This window comes from Amycolatopsis sp. NPDC051102, from assembly GCF_040682815.1.
Taxonomy (GTDB): Bacteria; Actinomycetota; Actinomycetes; order Mycobacteriales; family Pseudonocardiaceae; genus Amycolatopsis.
Window position 1 is genome coordinate 1 of the sequence record NZ_JBFBBT010000020.1, and the last position, 15,534, is coordinate 15,534.

14 protein-coding genes are annotated in these 15,534 nt (G+C 71.5%); 7 read left to right on the plus strand and 7 right to left on the minus strand.

Features of this window, described 5'->3' with window-relative positions:
- Window positions 1-128: 128 nt before the first annotated feature.
- Window positions 129-590 carry a phage tail protein gene (locus tag AB0M93_RS37340; protein ID WP_364283058.1) on the minus strand — a complete coding sequence of 154 codons (462 nt, stop codon included), beginning with the start codon at window positions 588-590 and terminating at the stop codon, window positions 129-131.
- A gap of 132 nt (window positions 591-722) precedes the next feature.
- Between AB0M93_RS37340 and AB0M93_RS37345 the strand changes: the two genes are divergently transcribed.
- Window positions 723-1,031, plus strand: a complete 309-nt coding sequence (locus tag AB0M93_RS37345; RefSeq protein WP_364283061.1) for a hypothetical protein — start codon at window positions 723-725, stop codon at window positions 1,029-1,031.
- 989 nt (window positions 1,032-2,020) lie between these two features.
- Here AB0M93_RS37345 and AB0M93_RS37350 read toward each other — a convergent pair.
- Entirely contained in the window at window positions 2,021-2,722 is a 702-nt protein-coding gene (locus AB0M93_RS37350; protein WP_364283064.1) for a hypothetical protein, read from the minus strand.
- Window positions 2,723-2,844: 122 nt separating this feature from the next.
- Between AB0M93_RS37350 and AB0M93_RS37355 the strand changes: the two genes are divergently transcribed.
- On the plus strand, window positions 2,845-3,168 hold the full coding sequence (locus AB0M93_RS37355) for a YciI family protein (protein ID WP_364283067.1): 324 nt from the start codon (window positions 2,845-2,847) through the stop codon (window positions 3,166-3,168).
- Entirely contained in the window at window positions 3,165-4,394 is a 1,230-nt protein-coding gene (locus tag AB0M93_RS37360; protein WP_364283070.1) for a DUF6596 domain-containing protein, read from the plus strand. Before AB0M93_RS37355 ends, AB0M93_RS37360 begins: the two co-directional genes overlap by 4 nt.
- Here AB0M93_RS37360 and AB0M93_RS37365 read toward each other — a convergent pair.
- Both AB0M93_RS37365 and AB0M93_RS37370 read right to left on the minus strand, forming a co-directional pair.
- Window positions 4,384-5,613 carry a hypothetical protein gene (locus tag AB0M93_RS37365; protein ID WP_364283073.1) on the minus strand — a complete coding sequence of 410 codons (1,230 nt, stop codon included), beginning with the start codon at window positions 5,611-5,613 and terminating at the stop codon, window positions 4,384-4,386. The two genes, AB0M93_RS37360 and AB0M93_RS37365, sit on opposite strands and share 11 nt — an antisense overlap.
- A gap of 155 nt (window positions 5,614-5,768) precedes the next feature.
- Complete coding sequence (locus AB0M93_RS37370) at window positions 5,769-6,602, minus strand: MarR family transcriptional regulator (protein ID WP_364283076.1); 834 nt, start codon at window positions 6,600-6,602, stop codon at window positions 5,769-5,771.
- Between the two features lie 106 nt (window positions 6,603-6,708).
- On the opposite strand from AB0M93_RS37370, the gene AB0M93_RS37375 reads away from it, so the two are divergent.
- Window positions 6,709-7,053: a hypothetical protein gene (locus AB0M93_RS37375; RefSeq protein ID WP_364283079.1), complete on the plus strand. Its 345-nt coding sequence runs from the start codon at window positions 6,709-6,711 to the stop codon at window positions 7,051-7,053.
- Window positions 7,054-7,145: 92 nt separating this feature from the next.
- Window positions 7,146-10,343 (plus strand): FxSxx-COOH system tetratricopeptide repeat protein, encoded by a 3,198-nt coding sequence (gene fxsT / locus AB0M93_RS37380; RefSeq protein ID WP_364283082.1) that lies wholly within the window; start codon window positions 7,146-7,148, stop codon window positions 10,341-10,343.
- 12 nt (window positions 10,344-10,355) lie between these two features.
- Here fxsT and AB0M93_RS37385 read toward each other — a convergent pair whose 3' ends face one another.
- On the minus strand, window positions 10,356-11,018 hold the full coding sequence (locus tag AB0M93_RS37385) for a dienelactone hydrolase family protein (RefSeq protein ID WP_364283085.1): 663 nt from the start codon (window positions 11,016-11,018) through the stop codon (window positions 10,356-10,358).
- A 127-nt stretch (window positions 11,019-11,145) separates the two neighbouring features.
- On the opposite strand from AB0M93_RS37385, the gene AB0M93_RS37390 reads away from it, so the two are divergent.
- A complete protein-coding gene (locus tag AB0M93_RS37390; protein WP_364283088.1) occupies window positions 11,146-12,498 on the plus strand; it encodes a TrpB-like pyridoxal phosphate-dependent enzyme in 1,353 nt (450 codons plus the stop codon).
- A gap of 13 nt (window positions 12,499-12,511) precedes the next feature.
- On the opposite strand, the gene AB0M93_RS37395 is transcribed toward AB0M93_RS37390, so the two are convergent.
- Complete coding sequence (locus tag AB0M93_RS37395; RefSeq protein WP_364283090.1) at window positions 12,512-13,786, minus strand: diguanylate cyclase; 1,275 nt, start codon at window positions 13,784-13,786, stop codon at window positions 12,512-12,514.
- A gap of 209 nt (window positions 13,787-13,995) precedes the next feature.
- Between AB0M93_RS37395 and AB0M93_RS37400 the strand changes: the two genes are divergently transcribed.
- A complete protein-coding gene (locus tag AB0M93_RS37400; protein WP_364283093.1) occupies window positions 13,996-14,253 on the plus strand; it encodes a hypothetical protein in 258 nt (85 codons plus the stop codon).
- Between the two features lie 30 nt (window positions 14,254-14,283).
- On the opposite strand, the gene AB0M93_RS37405 is transcribed toward AB0M93_RS37400, so the two are convergent.
- A complete protein-coding gene (locus AB0M93_RS37405) occupies window positions 14,284-15,483 on the minus strand; it encodes an MFS transporter (protein WP_364283096.1) in 1,200 nt (399 codons plus the stop codon).
- Window positions 15,484-15,534: the final 51 nt, after the last annotated feature.

Genomic DNA, 15,534 nt, shown 5'->3' on the forward strand with positions numbered 1-15,534 from the left:
TTCCGCCGGGGTCGTGGTGTCGCTGCGCCCGCCCCACCTGACCGGGGGGGGTTTCCTGTGCCGCTCCCGGAGGTTGTGGGGTCGGGGCGGGGCCGCGGGGCCGGGGCCCCGGGCGACGCTCCATGCCCTCAGTACTCGCCCTTGATGACGAAGTAGGAGCCGCGGATCGTGCCGGCCAGTTTGGACTTCTGGCGCGCGAACTTGAACGACGACAGCTCCTCCGGCACTTCCATCCCGTCCGAAAGCTTGAACCCGACCGCCCGCTTCCCGCCGTCGTCGACGGTGTACATCACGTTGATCGACAGGCCGCTTTCGTAGAACACGTAAGCCATCCGGATGTTCTCGACCTGGAACGCGGTCGCCTCGAGCGGGCGCGAGGCGATCACGATGCCGCGCTCCTCCTCGAGGATCCGGTGCACCCAGTCGATCGTCGGCCGGGCGTCGGCCGCGGGCTCGACAGTGAACACGTGGTCGTACTTGTTCTTGTAGTACCGGGCCTCGTTGGCCCGCAGGCCGGCCAGCGCGTCGGCGACCGGTGACGTCTCCAGGCCGGTGGTCGATACGGTCCCGAAGTCGACGGCATGGGGCATGGCGCAGTCCTCCGCGTGTGTGTCCGGTCGATCGGGCCTCAGCGTAGGCGCCGGCAGCGGAGGTGGACCACTCGAAAGCTCGCCGCCCGGCTCGAGGCGCGCCGGCAGGAGTCCTCGGCGTCCCTGCGGCAGATGCAGGACGGGCTCGGCCAGGCCGGCCTCAGCGCCCAGGACATCCGCCGGTGCATGGTCAACATGCAGGCGGAGACGGTCAAGCCGGGGCTGGCCCTGGCGGAACGGCGGGCTTACATCGAGCTGACCCAGCACTTCACCACGATGCTCGTCCAGCACCACACCGACCTCACGGGCGGGGTCGCGGTCGTCATCGACAAGGTGCTCAACGGGGCCGGTGCCACCGCGCGCGCACCGGCCGCGCGGCCCTCGGGCGCCCGGAAACCGGGGCCACCGGCGAAGCGGAAGTCACCGAGCGGGCGTCGGTGATCCGTGGCCGGTAACCGCAACGGCTGCGGTGGGTGCGCCGCCGTGGTCCTGGCCGTGTTCGGCGGCCTGCCGCTGACGATGGTGCTGGCGGCCCCGGCGATCGCGGCGCGCATCGCCACCAGCGGCGCGCCCGCATTGACGCCGTACCTCGCGGAATGGCGGTGGGCCATGATCGGCTCGCCGCTGCTCGCGCTGCTGCTGGTCCGATTCGTCCTGGCCCGCGACGGCCGGCTCCGCGGCGGCTCGGTCCGGCCGGGGAAACGGTGGCTCGGCCTGCTGGGCCGGGCCGCGATCCTGCTCGCGGCGGTGAACGTCGTCGTCTTCGCGCAGCTGGCCCGGGCCGGGCGCACCGACTTCGTCATCGCGGACGGGATGCCGATCTTCGTCTTCGGGGCGCTGGCCGGGATCGCCGTGCTCGTCGCGGTCGCGCGGTGGGACCGCCGCCCGGAACGCGTCACCGTCGAGCAGGTCCGCGTCGCGGCCAAGGACGCCGATCGCGCTCTGCGCCGCGTCCGCGCGGAAAACGAGCGGGTGCGCCGGCAGGCCGAGCAGGTGCAGGCACGGCTGGCGAAACTCCGCGCCCGTGCGCCCGGCCCGCCCGCGAGCCGGGCCGACGTCGCGTTCCCGGCCCTGCGGATCTTCCACCGCGAGTCCTACCAGTGCGCCGACACCGCGCACGTGGCGTACCAGTCCGCCCAGGATTCGCTCCGCACGATGTCGTACGTGGTGCGCCGCGCGCGGCTCACCTCCCCGAACTGGCTGCCGGGCGGCCGGCAGGCGCGCGCCGAGCTGCGCGGCCGCGGCGCAGCTGGCCCGGTCCCACGGGGAACTGCGGGTCCAGGTCGACCAGGGGCTGACCATGGTGCGGACGCTCAACGCGAACACGTCCGAGCTCAAGCACGAAATCCGCGACAGCTGCGGCCGGCCCGGGCGCCAGTGGTTCGCGGACCTGGAGGAACGCGTTGCCGAGCGCCGGCGTGCCGAACGGGTCAGCCGCGGGTAGCCAGGACCTGGTGCAGCCGGGCGAACCGCACCGGATCGACCGCGGCCGGGTCGTCCAACAGTTCGATCACCGCGGCCGCACCGGGCGTCCGCCGGACGCGCGCGCCGAGCTCCGCCGGGACGGGCGGCAGCGCCCGGAAGCGGCCGGCGTCGAAGTAGGTCGACCAGCTCAGCCACTCCGGCCAGGCCCCCGGAGGCGGTGGGGTGCTGTCTGACCGCGGATCGCGCAGCTCGGCCCAGATCTGCTCGAGCGACCACTCGTCCTCGACCCGGCCGAACACCGCACCGAGCTCGTCCGCCAGCGCCACCCACAGCTCGGTGAGCCGCCGGTGCAGCGCGCGGAAGGGGTCCGCCCGCGCGTCGGGGGACCGCCTGCAGTAGCACGAGTTCAGCGACAGGTACACCTCGTCCCAGGCGCCCGGACTGGTGGACAGCCAGACGTCGACGTCGGCCCCGATCCACAGGTTGGTGGCCCAGGATCCGGTGGCCAGCCCCCGCACCAGCTGGTGCCGGTCGTGCACCCGGTGTTCGCCCTCGCGCCCCGGCGCCCTGTCGAAGCCGTTGATCCCGCCGCCCGGCCGGTCCGGGACCAGCCCGAACGTGCCGGCCGTCGCCAGCAGCCGCTCGACGGCCGCCGCGTCCACCGCGCCGGCGGGGAGTGTCAACGTCCACGACCAGTCCGAGCCCATGCAGTACAGCTTGGCATCGCGCCGCGGGAAGGTCCTCCGAAATAATCCGGGCGGCGGTGTCGGATCGGGGCAGCGGTGTTCGTAGCAGTGGTGAAGCCGTCCAATGAGCACAGGGAGTTCGGATGCAGTACCTGGTTTCGGTGATCGACGACAAGAGCAACCCCGGCAGCACGGACCGGCAGCCGGCCATCAGCGAGTTCAACGAACGGCTGATCGCCGAGGGCTACTGGGTGTTCGCCGGCGGGCTCGCGGACACCGACGCGGCCACCGTCGTCGACAACCGGGGCGAGCAGGCGGTGATCAGCGACGGGCCCTTCGTGGAGTCGAAGGAGTACCTGGCCGGCGTCTGGGTGTGGGAGGCGCCCGATCTGGACGTCGCGCTCAAGCTCGCCGCGGAGGCGTCCAAGGTCTGTGACCGCAAGATCGAGGTGCGGCCGTTCCGGTGAGCGACGTCGAAGCAGCGGTCACCCGGGCCCACCGTGACGAGTGGGCGCGCGTGGTGGCCGCCCTGACCAGGCGGTTCGGCGACCTCGACGTCGCCGAGGAGGCGGCGGCCGAGGCGTTCGCGGTCGCCGTCGAGCGCTGGCCGGCCGACGGCGTGCCGCCCAGCCCCGGCGCCTGGCTGACCACCACCGCCACCCGCAAGGCCATCGACCGGATCCGGCGCGAGAGCAAGCGCGACGACAAGCACAAGGAGGCTCACGTGGGGTACGCCGACGACCCGCCGGAGCCTCCCGGCGCCATCGACGACGACCGGCTCCGGCTGATCTTCACCTGCTGCCACCCGGCGCTGGCGATGGACGCCCGCGTGGCGCTGACGCTGCGCATGGTCGGCGGCCTGACGATGCCCGAGATCGCCCGCGGGTTCCTGGTCGCCGAAGCCGCGATGGGACAGCGGATCACCCGCGCGAAGGCCAAGATCAAGGCGGCCCGCATCCCCTACCGCGTGCCGTCCGCCGAGGACCTCCCGGCCCGCGTCGACGGCGTGCTCACCGTGCTGTTCCTGGTGTTCAACGAGGGCTACCTGGCGACCGGCCCGGGCACCGACCCGGTGCGCCGCGATCTGACCGCCGAGGCGATCCGCCTCACCCGCCTGATCCACGCCCTCCTGCCGGACGACGGCGAGGTGACCGGGCTGCTGGCGCTGATGCTCCTCACCGAAGCCCGCCGCCGCGCCCGCGTCTCGGCGGCCGGCGAGCTGGTCGCCCTCGACGAGCAGGACCGCGGCGCGTGGGACACGACGCTGATCGCCGAGGGACACCGGCTGGTGCGCGCGCGGCTGGCGTCCGGGGTGGCCCCGGGCCGCTACCAGGTCCTCGCGGCGATCAACGCCGTGCACACGTCCGCCCGCGACATGCGCGACACCGACTGGTCGCAGATCCTCGCGCTCTACGACCAGCTCGTCCGGCTCGACCGGTCGCCGGTGGTCGCCCTCAACCGGGCCGTCGCGGTCGCCGAGCTCGACGGCCCGGAGGTGGCGTTGGCGGCGGTCGACCGGCTGGGGGACAAGCTCGCCGGCTACCACGCCTACCACGCCACCCGCGCGGACCTGCTGCGCCGCCTCCGCCGCAGCCAGGAGGCCCGCGCGGCGTACGACCGAGCCATCGAGCTGGCGGGCAACACCGCCGAAACCGCGTCCCTCACCCGGCGCCGCGACCAGCTCAGGCCCTGACGACCCGCACCCAGGTCCGGAAGAACCGCCGGTCACCGGTGGCCGGCGGCGGCACCCGCTTGTTGAGCGCGTCTGCGCTGGCCTGCCGCTTGAGCGGGGCGTCGGCGGGCACCTGGGCGGCCTTCGGGATGGTCACGTTCCGGTACCCGGGCCAGTTTTCGTCGAGCAGCTCGTCGATGACGTCGTTGCTCAGGCCGGCGTCGAGCAGGGTCAGCCGGTCGGCTTGGGTGCCCGGTGTTTCGGCGAGTTCCATCAGGTTGAACCACGTGGTCGCGTCCTCGGCGGGCACGACCTTCAGGTAGCTGGAGAACGGTGTGGTGTCGTTCCACAGGGAGCGGAGGAAGCCGCCGACACCCGAGCACCCCTCGTGGAACGCCTTCCGGGCGGCGCCGGCGTCCTGCACCATGTCCTGGCCGTACGTCTTGGCGAGGAACGCGGCGAGTTCCTTGCCCGACACCGTCCGCCCGCCGAGCTGCGGGCTCATGTGGTGGATGGCCTCGTCCACGAACGCGACGAACTGGTTCGGCCTGATCGGCGCGATGCCGATTTCGGCCGGTTTCCCCAGCCGGCCGCGCACCCACCGCAGGTCGTTCAGGAATTCCGGCGGCAGGGACTGCTTGATCTGTTCCTCGTGTTCCGGGACCACCGTGGGGTTGAGGATGTATTCGGGCCCGGGGATGTCGACGTCGGTGTCGTAGTTGAGGTTGACGAACAGCGTCTCCCCGAACGTGTCCTTGTGCAGCATGTCCCGCCCCACACCCTGGCGTCGCCGGTAGTAGTGGATCTCGACGAGGACCTTCCACTCCTTGCCGACGAACCCGCTTCGGCGCAGGTATTCGAGCTGGTGGGCGGCGCTCATGGTGAGCAGGGTGTAGCGGACGAGGTGCCGTTCGGCGCCGACCGCCTGCGCCAGTGAGAACCCGTTCTGGTTGGTGGCGAGAGCGTGGATGGGCACCGCCGTGCCCTCGGCTTCGTAACTCGACGGCAGGTTGATCAGCTGGAGGGTGTCGAAAAGCGCTCCCTCCGATTCGGGGATGCCGGGCAGTTCGAAAGCGCCGACGAACAGAACGTGCCTGTCGAACTTCCGGTCTTTCTCGATCCCTTCCTCCAATGCGGCGACGAGAGACTTCTGGAGGTCGAGATCCGGGCAGTTCCCGACGAGCGGCGAGGCCAGTTTTTCGAGCAGCCTGGCCGATTCGCCGGCTTCCATGGTCGTCACGAATTGATCACATCCCCTGTGTGAGCCATTATCCGCACCAGCCTATAGCTTGCTCACGGTGAGAACGCTGGCCTCAACGGGTGGATTTCCCGGCTGAGTGAAACAGGGTGAAATCTTCACGGAATACCCGGGAAATCCGGCCTGTGGTGTCCGTGCTACATCGGGAAGACCGCGCGCAAAGCGGCCGAGATCGGTTCGAGGTCGGCGACGAGGCGGTCGAGTTCGGTCGGGCTCAGCACGTTGTAGGGCGCCTCGGCGAGCCGGTCGGTCAGCGCCTCGACGCGGTCCTTCGCGGCCCGGCCGGCGGGGGTGAGCCAGCCGTCGGTGCCGACGAGACCGCGGTCGCGCATGCCGTCGATGACGGCGTCCAGCTGGGCCGCCGGGAGGTGCCAGACCCGGCCGAAGTCCTTCGCCGGGACGTCGACGGACAGGGCGTGGAGCACGTGCGCTTCCGTCCCGCCGATGCCCTCGGCCACCAACGCGACGGTGTGGCCGTCGCCGCGGTGCTCGCGCAGCAGGGTGGCCGCGTGCCACAGCCGCGCTACAGGCTCCTGCGGCACTTCGACCGCGCGCAGGGCGGCGTAGAGGGCGCGTCCCTCGACCGGCGCGCTGGTCGCCGCCTTGAGCAGGAGGTCGGCGGCGCGGGCGACGCCGGGGCCGTCGGCGAGGTCGCCGAGGATCCGACGCATCCCCGCGACGCACCCCCGCTCGCGGGCGGCCAGCGCGGCCTCGGGCGTGGTCAGCTCCCAGACCCGCGGCAGGTGACGGGCAACCTCCCCGGGGGCGAAGTTGAAGAAGACGGCGTGGATGACCTGGGCGGGCACCCCGCGGCCGAGCGGCGCGGCGCGGCCGGCGAAGTAGGCGTCCCACGAATTGCGCAGGCCGAGGGCCATCAGCGCCTCGTCGGACTCGTCGGCGAAGTAGGGCACCAGGCCGAGCGGTTCGACCAGGTCGTACATCCGGCGGGCGACGGGTTCCGCGTGCGGCATCTCGGTCTCCTGTGATCATCGGCGGCGCCTTCGTGGCGGCCGTTAACCCGTCCACGAACGGCGCACACCGGATCCGACACCGGACATGTGTCAATCTGGTCGGACGATGAACGACACCGAAGCGCTGACAGAGCTGATGACGGCCCGCCTGCTGTCCTTCGGCGGCCGAGGCTTCGCCGGAGCCATCGACCCGAGCACGGCCGCCTACTGGCACCTGGCTCAACGGGGCGCAGAGGCGGCGCCGTTGCTCGAGCGGGTGCTCGTGGAGGGGACACCGGCAGGCCGCGCGTACGCGGCGACGCTGTTGACCGAACTGGATGAGACCGCGGGCCGCGCGGCGTGGGAGCGGCTGTCCGGTGAGCCCGGCCGGGTTCGCTTCTACCAGGGCTGCGTGTCCGAGGAGCTGACGCTGGGTGAGTACGCCCGGCGCAGCCTGGGTCGCGCCGGCTGACCGGTTCGGACGGCAACTCCGGCCGCGCGGGCGTTGCCCGCTGCGCTCGAGTATCGCGGGAACAACTGCCCGCCATGGGCGATACTCGGGCGGTGACTGAGCCTGAGGTCGTGAACACCGTCGGCGGTTTCGTGTCGGGATCCGTGGTCCAGGCCGGAACGATCACGGGAGGCGTGCACTTCCACGGTCGCCGAACCGATCCCACGCCGCCCGTCGGGCGCGTGCCGGCCGCGTCCAGGCTCTTCGTCGGTCGCTCCGTGGAGCTGAACAAGCTGGACCACCTCCTCCGTGAAGGGCCGACCGCGGTTGTGCACGGCCTCGGCGGGGTCGGCAAAAGCACCCTCGTCGCGCGGTACGCGCACCTCAACGCCGAGCGGTACCGCTTCATCTGGTGGATCACGGCCGACACCCCCGCCGCGATCCGGGCCGGGCTGGCCGAGCTCGCCGTGGCCGTTGCGCCGGACGCCGGCAGCCTGCCCGTCAGCGAGCGCGTCGAGATGGCCGTCCGGTGGCTGGGCGGCACCTCCGGCTGGCTGCTCGTCCTGGACAATCTGTCCACACCCGCCGACGCCGAGGCGGTGCTCGCGCGGGTTTCCTCCGGCACCGTCGTGATCACCGCCCGGCAACGCACCGGCTGGCGGGGCATGGCCACCCTCGCCCTCGACGTGCTCCCGTCCGGCGACGCCGAGGAACTGCTGACGCGCGTCGTCGTCGCGGACTGGCCGGAGGCGGACATCCCGTCCGCCACGCGGTTGTGCGAGGAGCTGGGCTGGCTGCCCCTGGCCGTCGAGCAGGCCGGTGCTTACCTCGCGCAGACGCGCATCACGCCGGCCGCCTACCTCGAACTGCTGGCCCAGTACCCCGCGCGGATGTTCGCCGCGGCCGGGGAAGGCGGGGACGCGCAGCGGACCATGGCCCGGGTCTGGCATGTCACCTTCGACCGCCTCGCGGACACCCCGGCGGCCGGGGCGTTGCTGCGTCAGCTGGCTTGGTACGCCGCGGTCGGCATTCCGCGCCGGCTGTTCGACGGCGAAGGTCCCGGCACCCTCGACGCCCTGGGCCGGCTCCACGCCTTCAGCATGGTCAAGCTGACCGCCGACGACATCGCCGTCCACCGGCTCGTCCAGGCCGTCACCCGCACGCCGGATCCGGCCGACCCCCACCGGCAGCCCGAGCAGATCGCCGACGCCCGCGCGGCCGCCACCACCCGGCTTTCCGACAGCCTCGCCGGCCACGACTTCCGCGATCCCCGGTCCTGGGCGCGGTACACCGCCGTGCTGCCGCACGCCCAGGCTCTCTTCGGCTTCGCCGAACCGGAAACCGACTTCGCCGACACCTGCCGGCTCTTGATCAGCGCGGGGAGCTTCCTGCGCGACCAGGGTGACCTCGGCGGGGCCACTGACCTGTTCGAACGGTGCTTGCGCAGCAGCCGCCGGATCTTCGGCGACGATGACCGGTCGACCCTGGCGGTACGAAGCCACCTGGCCAGCGCCTATGAAGTCGCGGGCAAACTCGACCGCGCCATCCAGATGTTCGAGGACGTCCTCGCCGATGGCGAACGTATGCTCGGGTCCGAGCACCCCGACCTCTTGGGCGTCCGCAACAACTTGTCGGTCGCCTACCACTCGGCCGGTGATCTCGCGAGGGCCATACCTTTGAACGAGGCCGTGCTCGCGCAGTACGAGCGATTGGTCGGTCCTGACCACGCGACGACACTCACGTGCCGCAGCAGTCTCGCCAGCTGCTACGAATCCGACGGCGATTTCGCCCGCGCCATCTCGCTTTACGAGTCGACGCTTGCGCAGCGCACTCGGGTTCTGGGGCATGAGCACCGCGACACGCTGAAGTCCCAGGCCAAACTCGCGTCGGCCTACGCGCAGCTCGGTGATCTGACCCGTGCTGCCGCACTGCACCAGGAGACCGCCGATGCCTTCGAACGGGTCGTGGGCGAAGAGCACCCGGATTCCCTTGCGGCTCGCGAAGACCTCGCCGGCGTCCACGAATCGAAGGGTGAACTCGCGGAATCCATCGCCGGTTACACCGGCATTCTGCGGACCCGCATCCGGATATCCGGGCCACTCCACCCCGACACGCTCAACTGCCGGAGGCGGCTCGCCGGAGCGACCATGTCGGCGGGCCGGGTGGCGGAGGCCATCGACGAGCACCGGAAGATCGTTTCGGACTGCGAGCGGGTCCTGGGGCACAACCACACGTTGACGTGGCTTTGCCGGGGAGCACTGGCTTCCGCGCATTACCGATCCGGTGACCTCACACGAGCCATCGGCACGTACCGGAAGTTGCTGCTCGACCACGAGAAGATGTTCGGTTCCGACAACCCGGGCACGCTCGCTTGCCGCGTGAACCTGGCCCAGGCGTTGGCGACGGCGGGTGATATGGAGGGTGCGATCGCCCTGCTCGAAGCCGGTGTGGTGGCTCTCGAGCGATTGCTGGGGCCCGGTCACCCGACCACCCTCGGTTCCCGGAGCCAGCTCGCCGGCGTTTGGCTCGACGCCGGCGATGTGGCGAAGGCGCTCCCCATCCACCAGGACGTCCGTGCCGAAGCGGTACGTGTGCTGGGTGAAGACCATCCGGACGCGATCAGGTACCTCAGCAACCTCGCCGGTGCGCACGAGAGTGCCGGCGACATCGCGACCGCACTCGCCCTGCACCGGACTGCGCTCGCGGACGCCGGACGAGTCCTCGGTACGGACCACCCGGAAACGCTCACCTTGCGCAACAACGTTGCGAACGCCTGCGAATCAGCCGGCGACCTGGCCACCGCGATCTCGTTGCACGAGGAACTCCTCGCCGATCGGCTGAGGATCCTGGGGCCGGACAACCCGGCCACGCTCGTCACCCGGAACAACCTCGCGCACGCCTACCTGAACGCCCGTCGCCTCGACGAGGGCCGGGCGATGGCCGAGGCCGTGGCCGCCGACCGGGAACGGATCCTCGGCGCCGACCACCCGGACACCCTGGTCTCCAAGGACAACGTGGCCACGGCCTGCTTCGCGGGCGGCGACTCCGCGAAGGCGCTGCGGCTCTGGACGGACGTCGTCGCGCGTCGACGGCGCATCCTCGGCGACGAGCACCCCGACCTGCTCGGTTCCCTCTTCGGACTCGGCATGGCCCACGTGCTCGAAGGCGACCTCGGCGGCGGCCTTTCCCTCCTGCAGCAGGCGCGAACCGGCTTCGGAAAAGTCCTGGGCGCCGACCACCCTCAGACTAGGGCGATCCAGGAGCGCCTCGACCAGATCACCAGTATCACGGGGACGTCCGGCGGGTCGTGAACGCGCTCGCGTTCACGCCGGCAAGGTCCGCCGCAGGAATTCCGTCGTCAGTTCCCACGCGCGGGCCGCCGCCTCGGGGTGGTGGAACATCGGGGCCACGTGGTTGTGGAACGCGTGGCCCGCCTCCTCCTGCACGTGGATCTCCGCGCCGGGGTGCGCCGCCACGGCCGCCTCCACCACGGCCACGTCCGACCGCGGGATGTACGGATCCTGGCCGCCGAAGTGGAACTGGATCGGGCACGAAACCCGCGAGAGGTCCGCGATCTGCCCCGCCACCTTCGAGCCGTAGAAGGACACCGCGACGTCGGGGTCGCCCGCGGCCGCCGCCGCGAAGGCCAGCGAGCCGCCCAGGCAGAAGCCCAGTACTCCCACCCCGCCCGAAACTTCGGGCAGCGCACGCAGGTGGGCGATCGTGTCGAGCACGTCCGACAGCCCCAGCGCCGGGTCGAAGGAAGCCGCGACCTCCGCCGACGCTGCCAAGCCGGCTTCGTCGTGCGTCGAGGACCAGCCCGGCGCGATCCGCCGGAACAGTTCCGGTACCGCCACCACGTACCCGGCGGCCGCCAGGCCGGCCGCCACCGAGCGGAGGTAGTCGTCCAGGCCGAAGATCTCCTGGATCAGCACCAGGCCCGGGCCGCGGCCGGCCGGCGGGTGCCACATCGGGAGGCCGGTCATCGCCACGCCCTTTCCGGGATGTCCACGGCCGGGTGGCCGTCGGGGTCGACAGCTCGAAACCCCCGGTCACCGTACTGGCTCCGGGGCCGGGAGCGTCCTAGGTTGGGGTGCCGACCAAGGAGGCGTGATGGCTGAACAGACCAAATACGTCCTGGACGAAGCCGATCTCCCGACCCAGTGGTACAACGTCATCCCTGACCTGCCCGAGCCGCCACCGCCGCCGCTGCACCCCGGCACCCGCGAGCCGGTCGGGCCGGAGGACCTGGCTCCGCTCTTCCCGCAGGCGCTCATCGCCCAGGAAGTGACGACTGATCGCTATGTCGACATCCCGGAGGAGGTCCGGGAGGTCTACCGGCTCTGGCGCCCGTCGCCGCTGTTCCGCGCGCGCCGCCTGGAGCGGGCGCTGGGCACGCCGGCGCGGATCTACTACAAGTACGAAGGCGTCAGCCCGGTCGGCTCGCACAAGCCGAACACCGCGGTGCCGCAGGCGTTCTACAACGCGGCCGAAGGCGTCAGGCGGCTGACCACCGAGACCGGCGCCGGGCAGTGGGGCAGCGCGCTCGCGTTCGCCTGCGCCCAGTACGGCCTCGAGTGCGAGGTCTGGCAGGTGCGCGCGTCGTACGACCAGAAGCCCTACCGCAAGCTGATGATGGAGACGTTCGGCGCGACGGTCCACCCGAGCCCGTCGGAGCTGACCGAGTCCGGCCGCGCGATCCTCAAGCAGCACCCCGACTCGACGGGCAGCCTCGGCATCGCGATCAGCGAGGCCGTCGAGCAGGCGGCACAGGACGAGAACACCCGCTACGCGCTGGGTAGCGTGCTCAACCACGTCCTGTTGCACCAGACGGTCATCGGCGAGGAGGCGCTTCGCCAGTTCGAGCTGGCGGGCGACACCCCGGACGTCCTGGTCGGCTGCACCGGCGGCGGCTCCAACTTCGGCGGCCTGGCCTTCCCGTTCCTGCGCGAGAAACTGGCCGGCCGGATGGACCCGGTGATCCGCGCGGTCGAGCCGGCCGCGTGCCCGTCGCTGACGCGCGGCAAGTACGCGTACGACTTCGGCGACACCGCCGGCCTCACGCCGTTGCTGAAGATGCACACGCTGGGGCACGAGTTCATCCCGGACCCGATCCACGCGGGCGGCCTGCGCTACCACGGGATGTCACCGCTCATCTCCCACATCCACGAGCTGGGCCTGATCGAGGCGCTCGCGATCGGCCAGCAGGAGTGCTTCGCGGCGGGCGTGCGGTTCGCGCGATCGGAGGGCATCATCCCGGCCCCCGAGCCGACGCACGCGCTGGCGGCGTGCATCCGGGAAGCGTTGCGGTGCAAGGAAACGGGGGAGGAGAAGGTGATCCTGACGGCGCTCTGCGGGCACGCGCACCTCGACCTGCCCGCGTACGGCGCTTACCTGGCGGGGAACATGGTGGACGACGAACTCTCGGAGGCCACGCTCGAAGCGTCGCTGGCGACGCTGCCGTAGGCGGACCCTCGAGTCAGAGGGCGTCCGGGATCTCCGGGCGGGTCAGTTCCGTGCGGGCGGTCGCCAGGACCACGCGGTCGCGGCCGCCCGCCTTGGCCTCGAACACCGCGTCGTCCGCTGCCTGCAGCAGCATCGTGTACTCCGTGGCCGTTTCCGGGTACACCGCCGCGCCGATCGATGCCGTCAGACCGGTGATCACCTCGGGTTTGCCCGGGCGGATCACCGGGACCGGGACCTCGATGCGGGCGATCGCCGTCCTGATGCGGTCGGCCACCGACGCTATCTCCGTGCTTGTCGTGCCCGGCAGCAGGACCACGAACTCGTCGCCGCCGAAGCGGCCCACGTAGTCGCCGCCGCGGACCGAGCCCTGGATCGCCGCCGCCACCGCGCGCAGGACCTCGTCGCCCGCCAGGTGGCCGTTGCCGTCGTCGATGGCCTTGAAGTGGTCGATGTCGATCATCAGCACGCCCGCCGTCGAGGACAGCTCCGCCGCGCGGGCCAGCTCGTTGCGGGCCAGCTCGACCCAGAACTCCGGGGCCAGCAGCGCGGTCTTCGAGTCGGTGCGCGCCGCCGCCTGGAACTGGGGGAGCAGCAGGCCGATGTGCAGCGCCACCGGCGTCACCATCAGCACCGGCAGCAGCCACGGCCGGACCGTCATCACCAGCGCGATCCCGCAGCCGACACCGACCGCGGCCAGCACGATCAGCACGTCCGACGGGTTGCCGAACGCCTGCCGCGGCGGCTTGCCCGGGTTGCTCATCAGGATCGCGATGATGACGAGCACGTAGTTCAGGCCGAAGTAGACGAGCCCGGACACCAGCAGCGCGGTCATCCCGCCGAAACCGTCCAGATAGGGCACGTACGGCGCCACGTGCCCGGTGCCCGCCGAAAGAACCGCGCCCGCGGCCGCGCACGCGAGGATCACCGTCGCGCCGGAAAACACTTTCCGGTGAATTACGCCGCGTCGTTTGTAGACGCGAACCCACGAATGGGCATAACTGACGACGATGACCACAGTGGCCAGTGGCGGGGGCAGCAGCAGGAGCCCGGCGAAGATCCAGATCGACTGCAGGTGCATGTGCGGCCGGCCGTCGGCAGCCAGCTCCCGGATGCGCTCGATGCGTTGCGCCGCTTCGAGATGCACGATTTCGCCGGCCAGGATCAAGCCGCACCACAGCAGCGCCTGGGCCGTGATCGGCACCAGCGCGGCCGTCGTGACGACCATGATCAACGCCAGCGCGTCGACGACGAGGACGTAGCCGAGCACCGGAGTGGCCAGCTTCCACATCGCCCACGTTCGGAAACCTGATCGTGGACGTTCTGAGCTGGGCTTTCGCCCTTGGGACCCGGACAATCCCACGAAACGCCCCTCTTCCCAGGACGGAACTCTTCGCGGAAATCGTCAATGTAACCGAATGAACGCGGTGTGTCACTAGGCCGGTCAGGCTACCGTTCGATCACGCACCGTGTGTGAACCCTCACGAACTGGAGAAAACCATGTCGCACTTCCTGCCCAACGCCAACATCGTCCCGTCCCGCCGCCGCACGCAGCGGCCCACCGACTGGACGCGGCAGCTCCCCACCGACTGGACCCGCGCGATCCCGACCGACTGGACCACGCGGCAGCTGCCGACGGACTGGACCGCCCGCGAACTGCCCACCGACTGGACCGTCCGCGAGCTGCCCACCGATTGGACCCGTCCCGGCGTCGCGCCAGCGCTGCCGCAGTGCCCGACCGATTGGACGCGGCCCTGACCCGTGCCCGGTGACCGGCAACGGTGCCGGTCACCGGGAATCCGGTTGCGCCTGCCGCCACAGGCGAGCCGCGCCGAGTGCGGCCAGGACGCCCAGCGCACCCGCACCGGCCACCACGGCGTGCGGAGCCGCGCGTTCGGCCGCCAGGCCGGCCAGCACCACGCCGAGGCCCTGCGACACCCGCAGCGCCGTCAGCGCGAACCCGAACGCCTGCGCGCGCTGGGCGTCGGGCGTGAGCTGCACGAACGTCGTGTTCGCGATCATGTTGTACGAACTGGCCACCCCCGACAGGGTGAACAGCGCCAAAGTGGCCGCCAGGTCCGGTCGCAGCGCGCAGCCGAGCAAGGCCGCGCACGCCAGCACCGCCAGCGGCCCCAGCAGCCGGCTGCGCCGCGAAGGCGGGATCCGCGACAACGCCGCCATGCCGAGCACGTTCCCCAGCGCGTACGCCCCGAGCAGCAACCCGACCACCACCGCGCCCCCGCCGAGCTCGGCGGCGTACGGCGCGGCGATCGCCTCGCCCGCGATGTAGATCCCCGACACGCAGCCCAGCGCCACCAGCGCGAGCCGCCGCCGGTCGCCGGCCACCACCGTCCAGCCCGCGCGCACGTGCCGCCACCAGCGAACCCCGGAGGATTCCCGAGGCGGCCGCGGCCGGACGCCGCTGACCAGGAACAGGGCCGACACCGCGAAGCTCGCCGCGTCCGCCATCAGGGCGCCGCCGGTGCCGAGGCCCGCGACGAGCAGGCCGCCGAGGGCGAACCCGGCGACCTGGCCCGCCTGCACCAGCATCATCAGCAGACCCATCCCGGGCACGAACGCGTCGCCGGGCAGCACCTGCGGCAGCAGCGCGGCCCGCGCCGAGTTCCACACCGGGTTGAACAGCTGGACGCCGACCAGCAGCGCCGCCACCGCGGGCAGCGGGAGGCCGGGCGCCGCCATCACGGCCACCGCGAGCGCCCGCAGGATGTCGGCCAGGACCATCACCGTGCGCGGCGGGTACCGGTCGGCCAGCCCGGACAGCAGCGGGCCGCCGACGAGGTCCGGCAGGAACGTCAGCGCGTAGGTCAGCGCGGCCCAGCCCGGCGAGTTCGTGCGGTCGTACACCAGGATCGACAGCGCGACCCGCGCCAGCTGGTCACCGGTGACCGAGACCAGCTGCGCCGAGAACAGCGCCCGGAATTCGGTCACCCCGAGCACGTCCCGGAACCCTGCCGCGCGCACCGTCATGGGCACTCAGGGTACCGCCGTGGACGCCCAGCGTGAACGGCCGTTAGGAGG

What these genes read in the sequence shown, in the direction of transcription:
- AB0M93_RS37375 (WP_364283079.1), top strand. Translation starts at nt 6,709, where the DNA reads ATGAACGACACCGAAGCGCTGACAGAGCTGATGACGGCCCGCCTGCTG.
- AB0M93_RS37390 (WP_364283088.1), top strand. Translation starts at nt 11,146, where the DNA reads ATGGCTGAACAGACCAAATACGTCCTGGACGAAGCCGATCTCCCGACC.
- AB0M93_RS37370 (WP_364283076.1), bottom strand. Translation starts at nt 6,602, where the DNA reads ATGCCGCACGCGGAACCCGTCGCCCGCCGGATGTACGACCTGGTCGAA.
- AB0M93_RS37395 (WP_364283090.1), bottom strand. Translation starts at nt 13,786, where the DNA reads ATGTGGAAGCTGGCCACTCCGGTGCTCGGCTACGTCCTCGTCGTCGAC.
- AB0M93_RS37355 (WP_364283067.1), top strand. Translation starts at nt 2,845, where the DNA reads ATGCAGTACCTGGTTTCGGTGATCGACGACAAGAGCAACCCCGGCAGC.
- AB0M93_RS37405 (WP_364283096.1), bottom strand. Translation starts at nt 15,483, where the DNA reads ATGACGGTGCGCGCGGCAGGGTTCCGGGACGTGCTCGGGGTGACCGAA.
- AB0M93_RS37350 (WP_364283064.1), bottom strand. Translation starts at nt 2,722, where the DNA reads ATGGGCTCGGACTGGTCGTGGACGTTGACACTCCCCGCCGGCGCGGTG.
- AB0M93_RS37385 (WP_364283085.1), bottom strand. Translation starts at nt 11,018, where the DNA reads ATGACCGGCCTCCCGATGTGGCACCCGCCGGCCGGCCGCGGCCCGGGC.
- AB0M93_RS37400 (WP_364283093.1), top strand. Translation starts at nt 13,996, where the DNA reads ATGTCGCACTTCCTGCCCAACGCCAACATCGTCCCGTCCCGCCGCCGC.
- AB0M93_RS37345 (WP_364283061.1), top strand. Translation starts at nt 723, where the DNA reads ATGCAGGACGGGCTCGGCCAGGCCGGCCTCAGCGCCCAGGACATCCGC.
- AB0M93_RS37340 (WP_364283058.1), bottom strand. Translation starts at nt 590, where the DNA reads ATGCCCCATGCCGTCGACTTCGGGACCGTATCGACCACCGGCCTGGAG.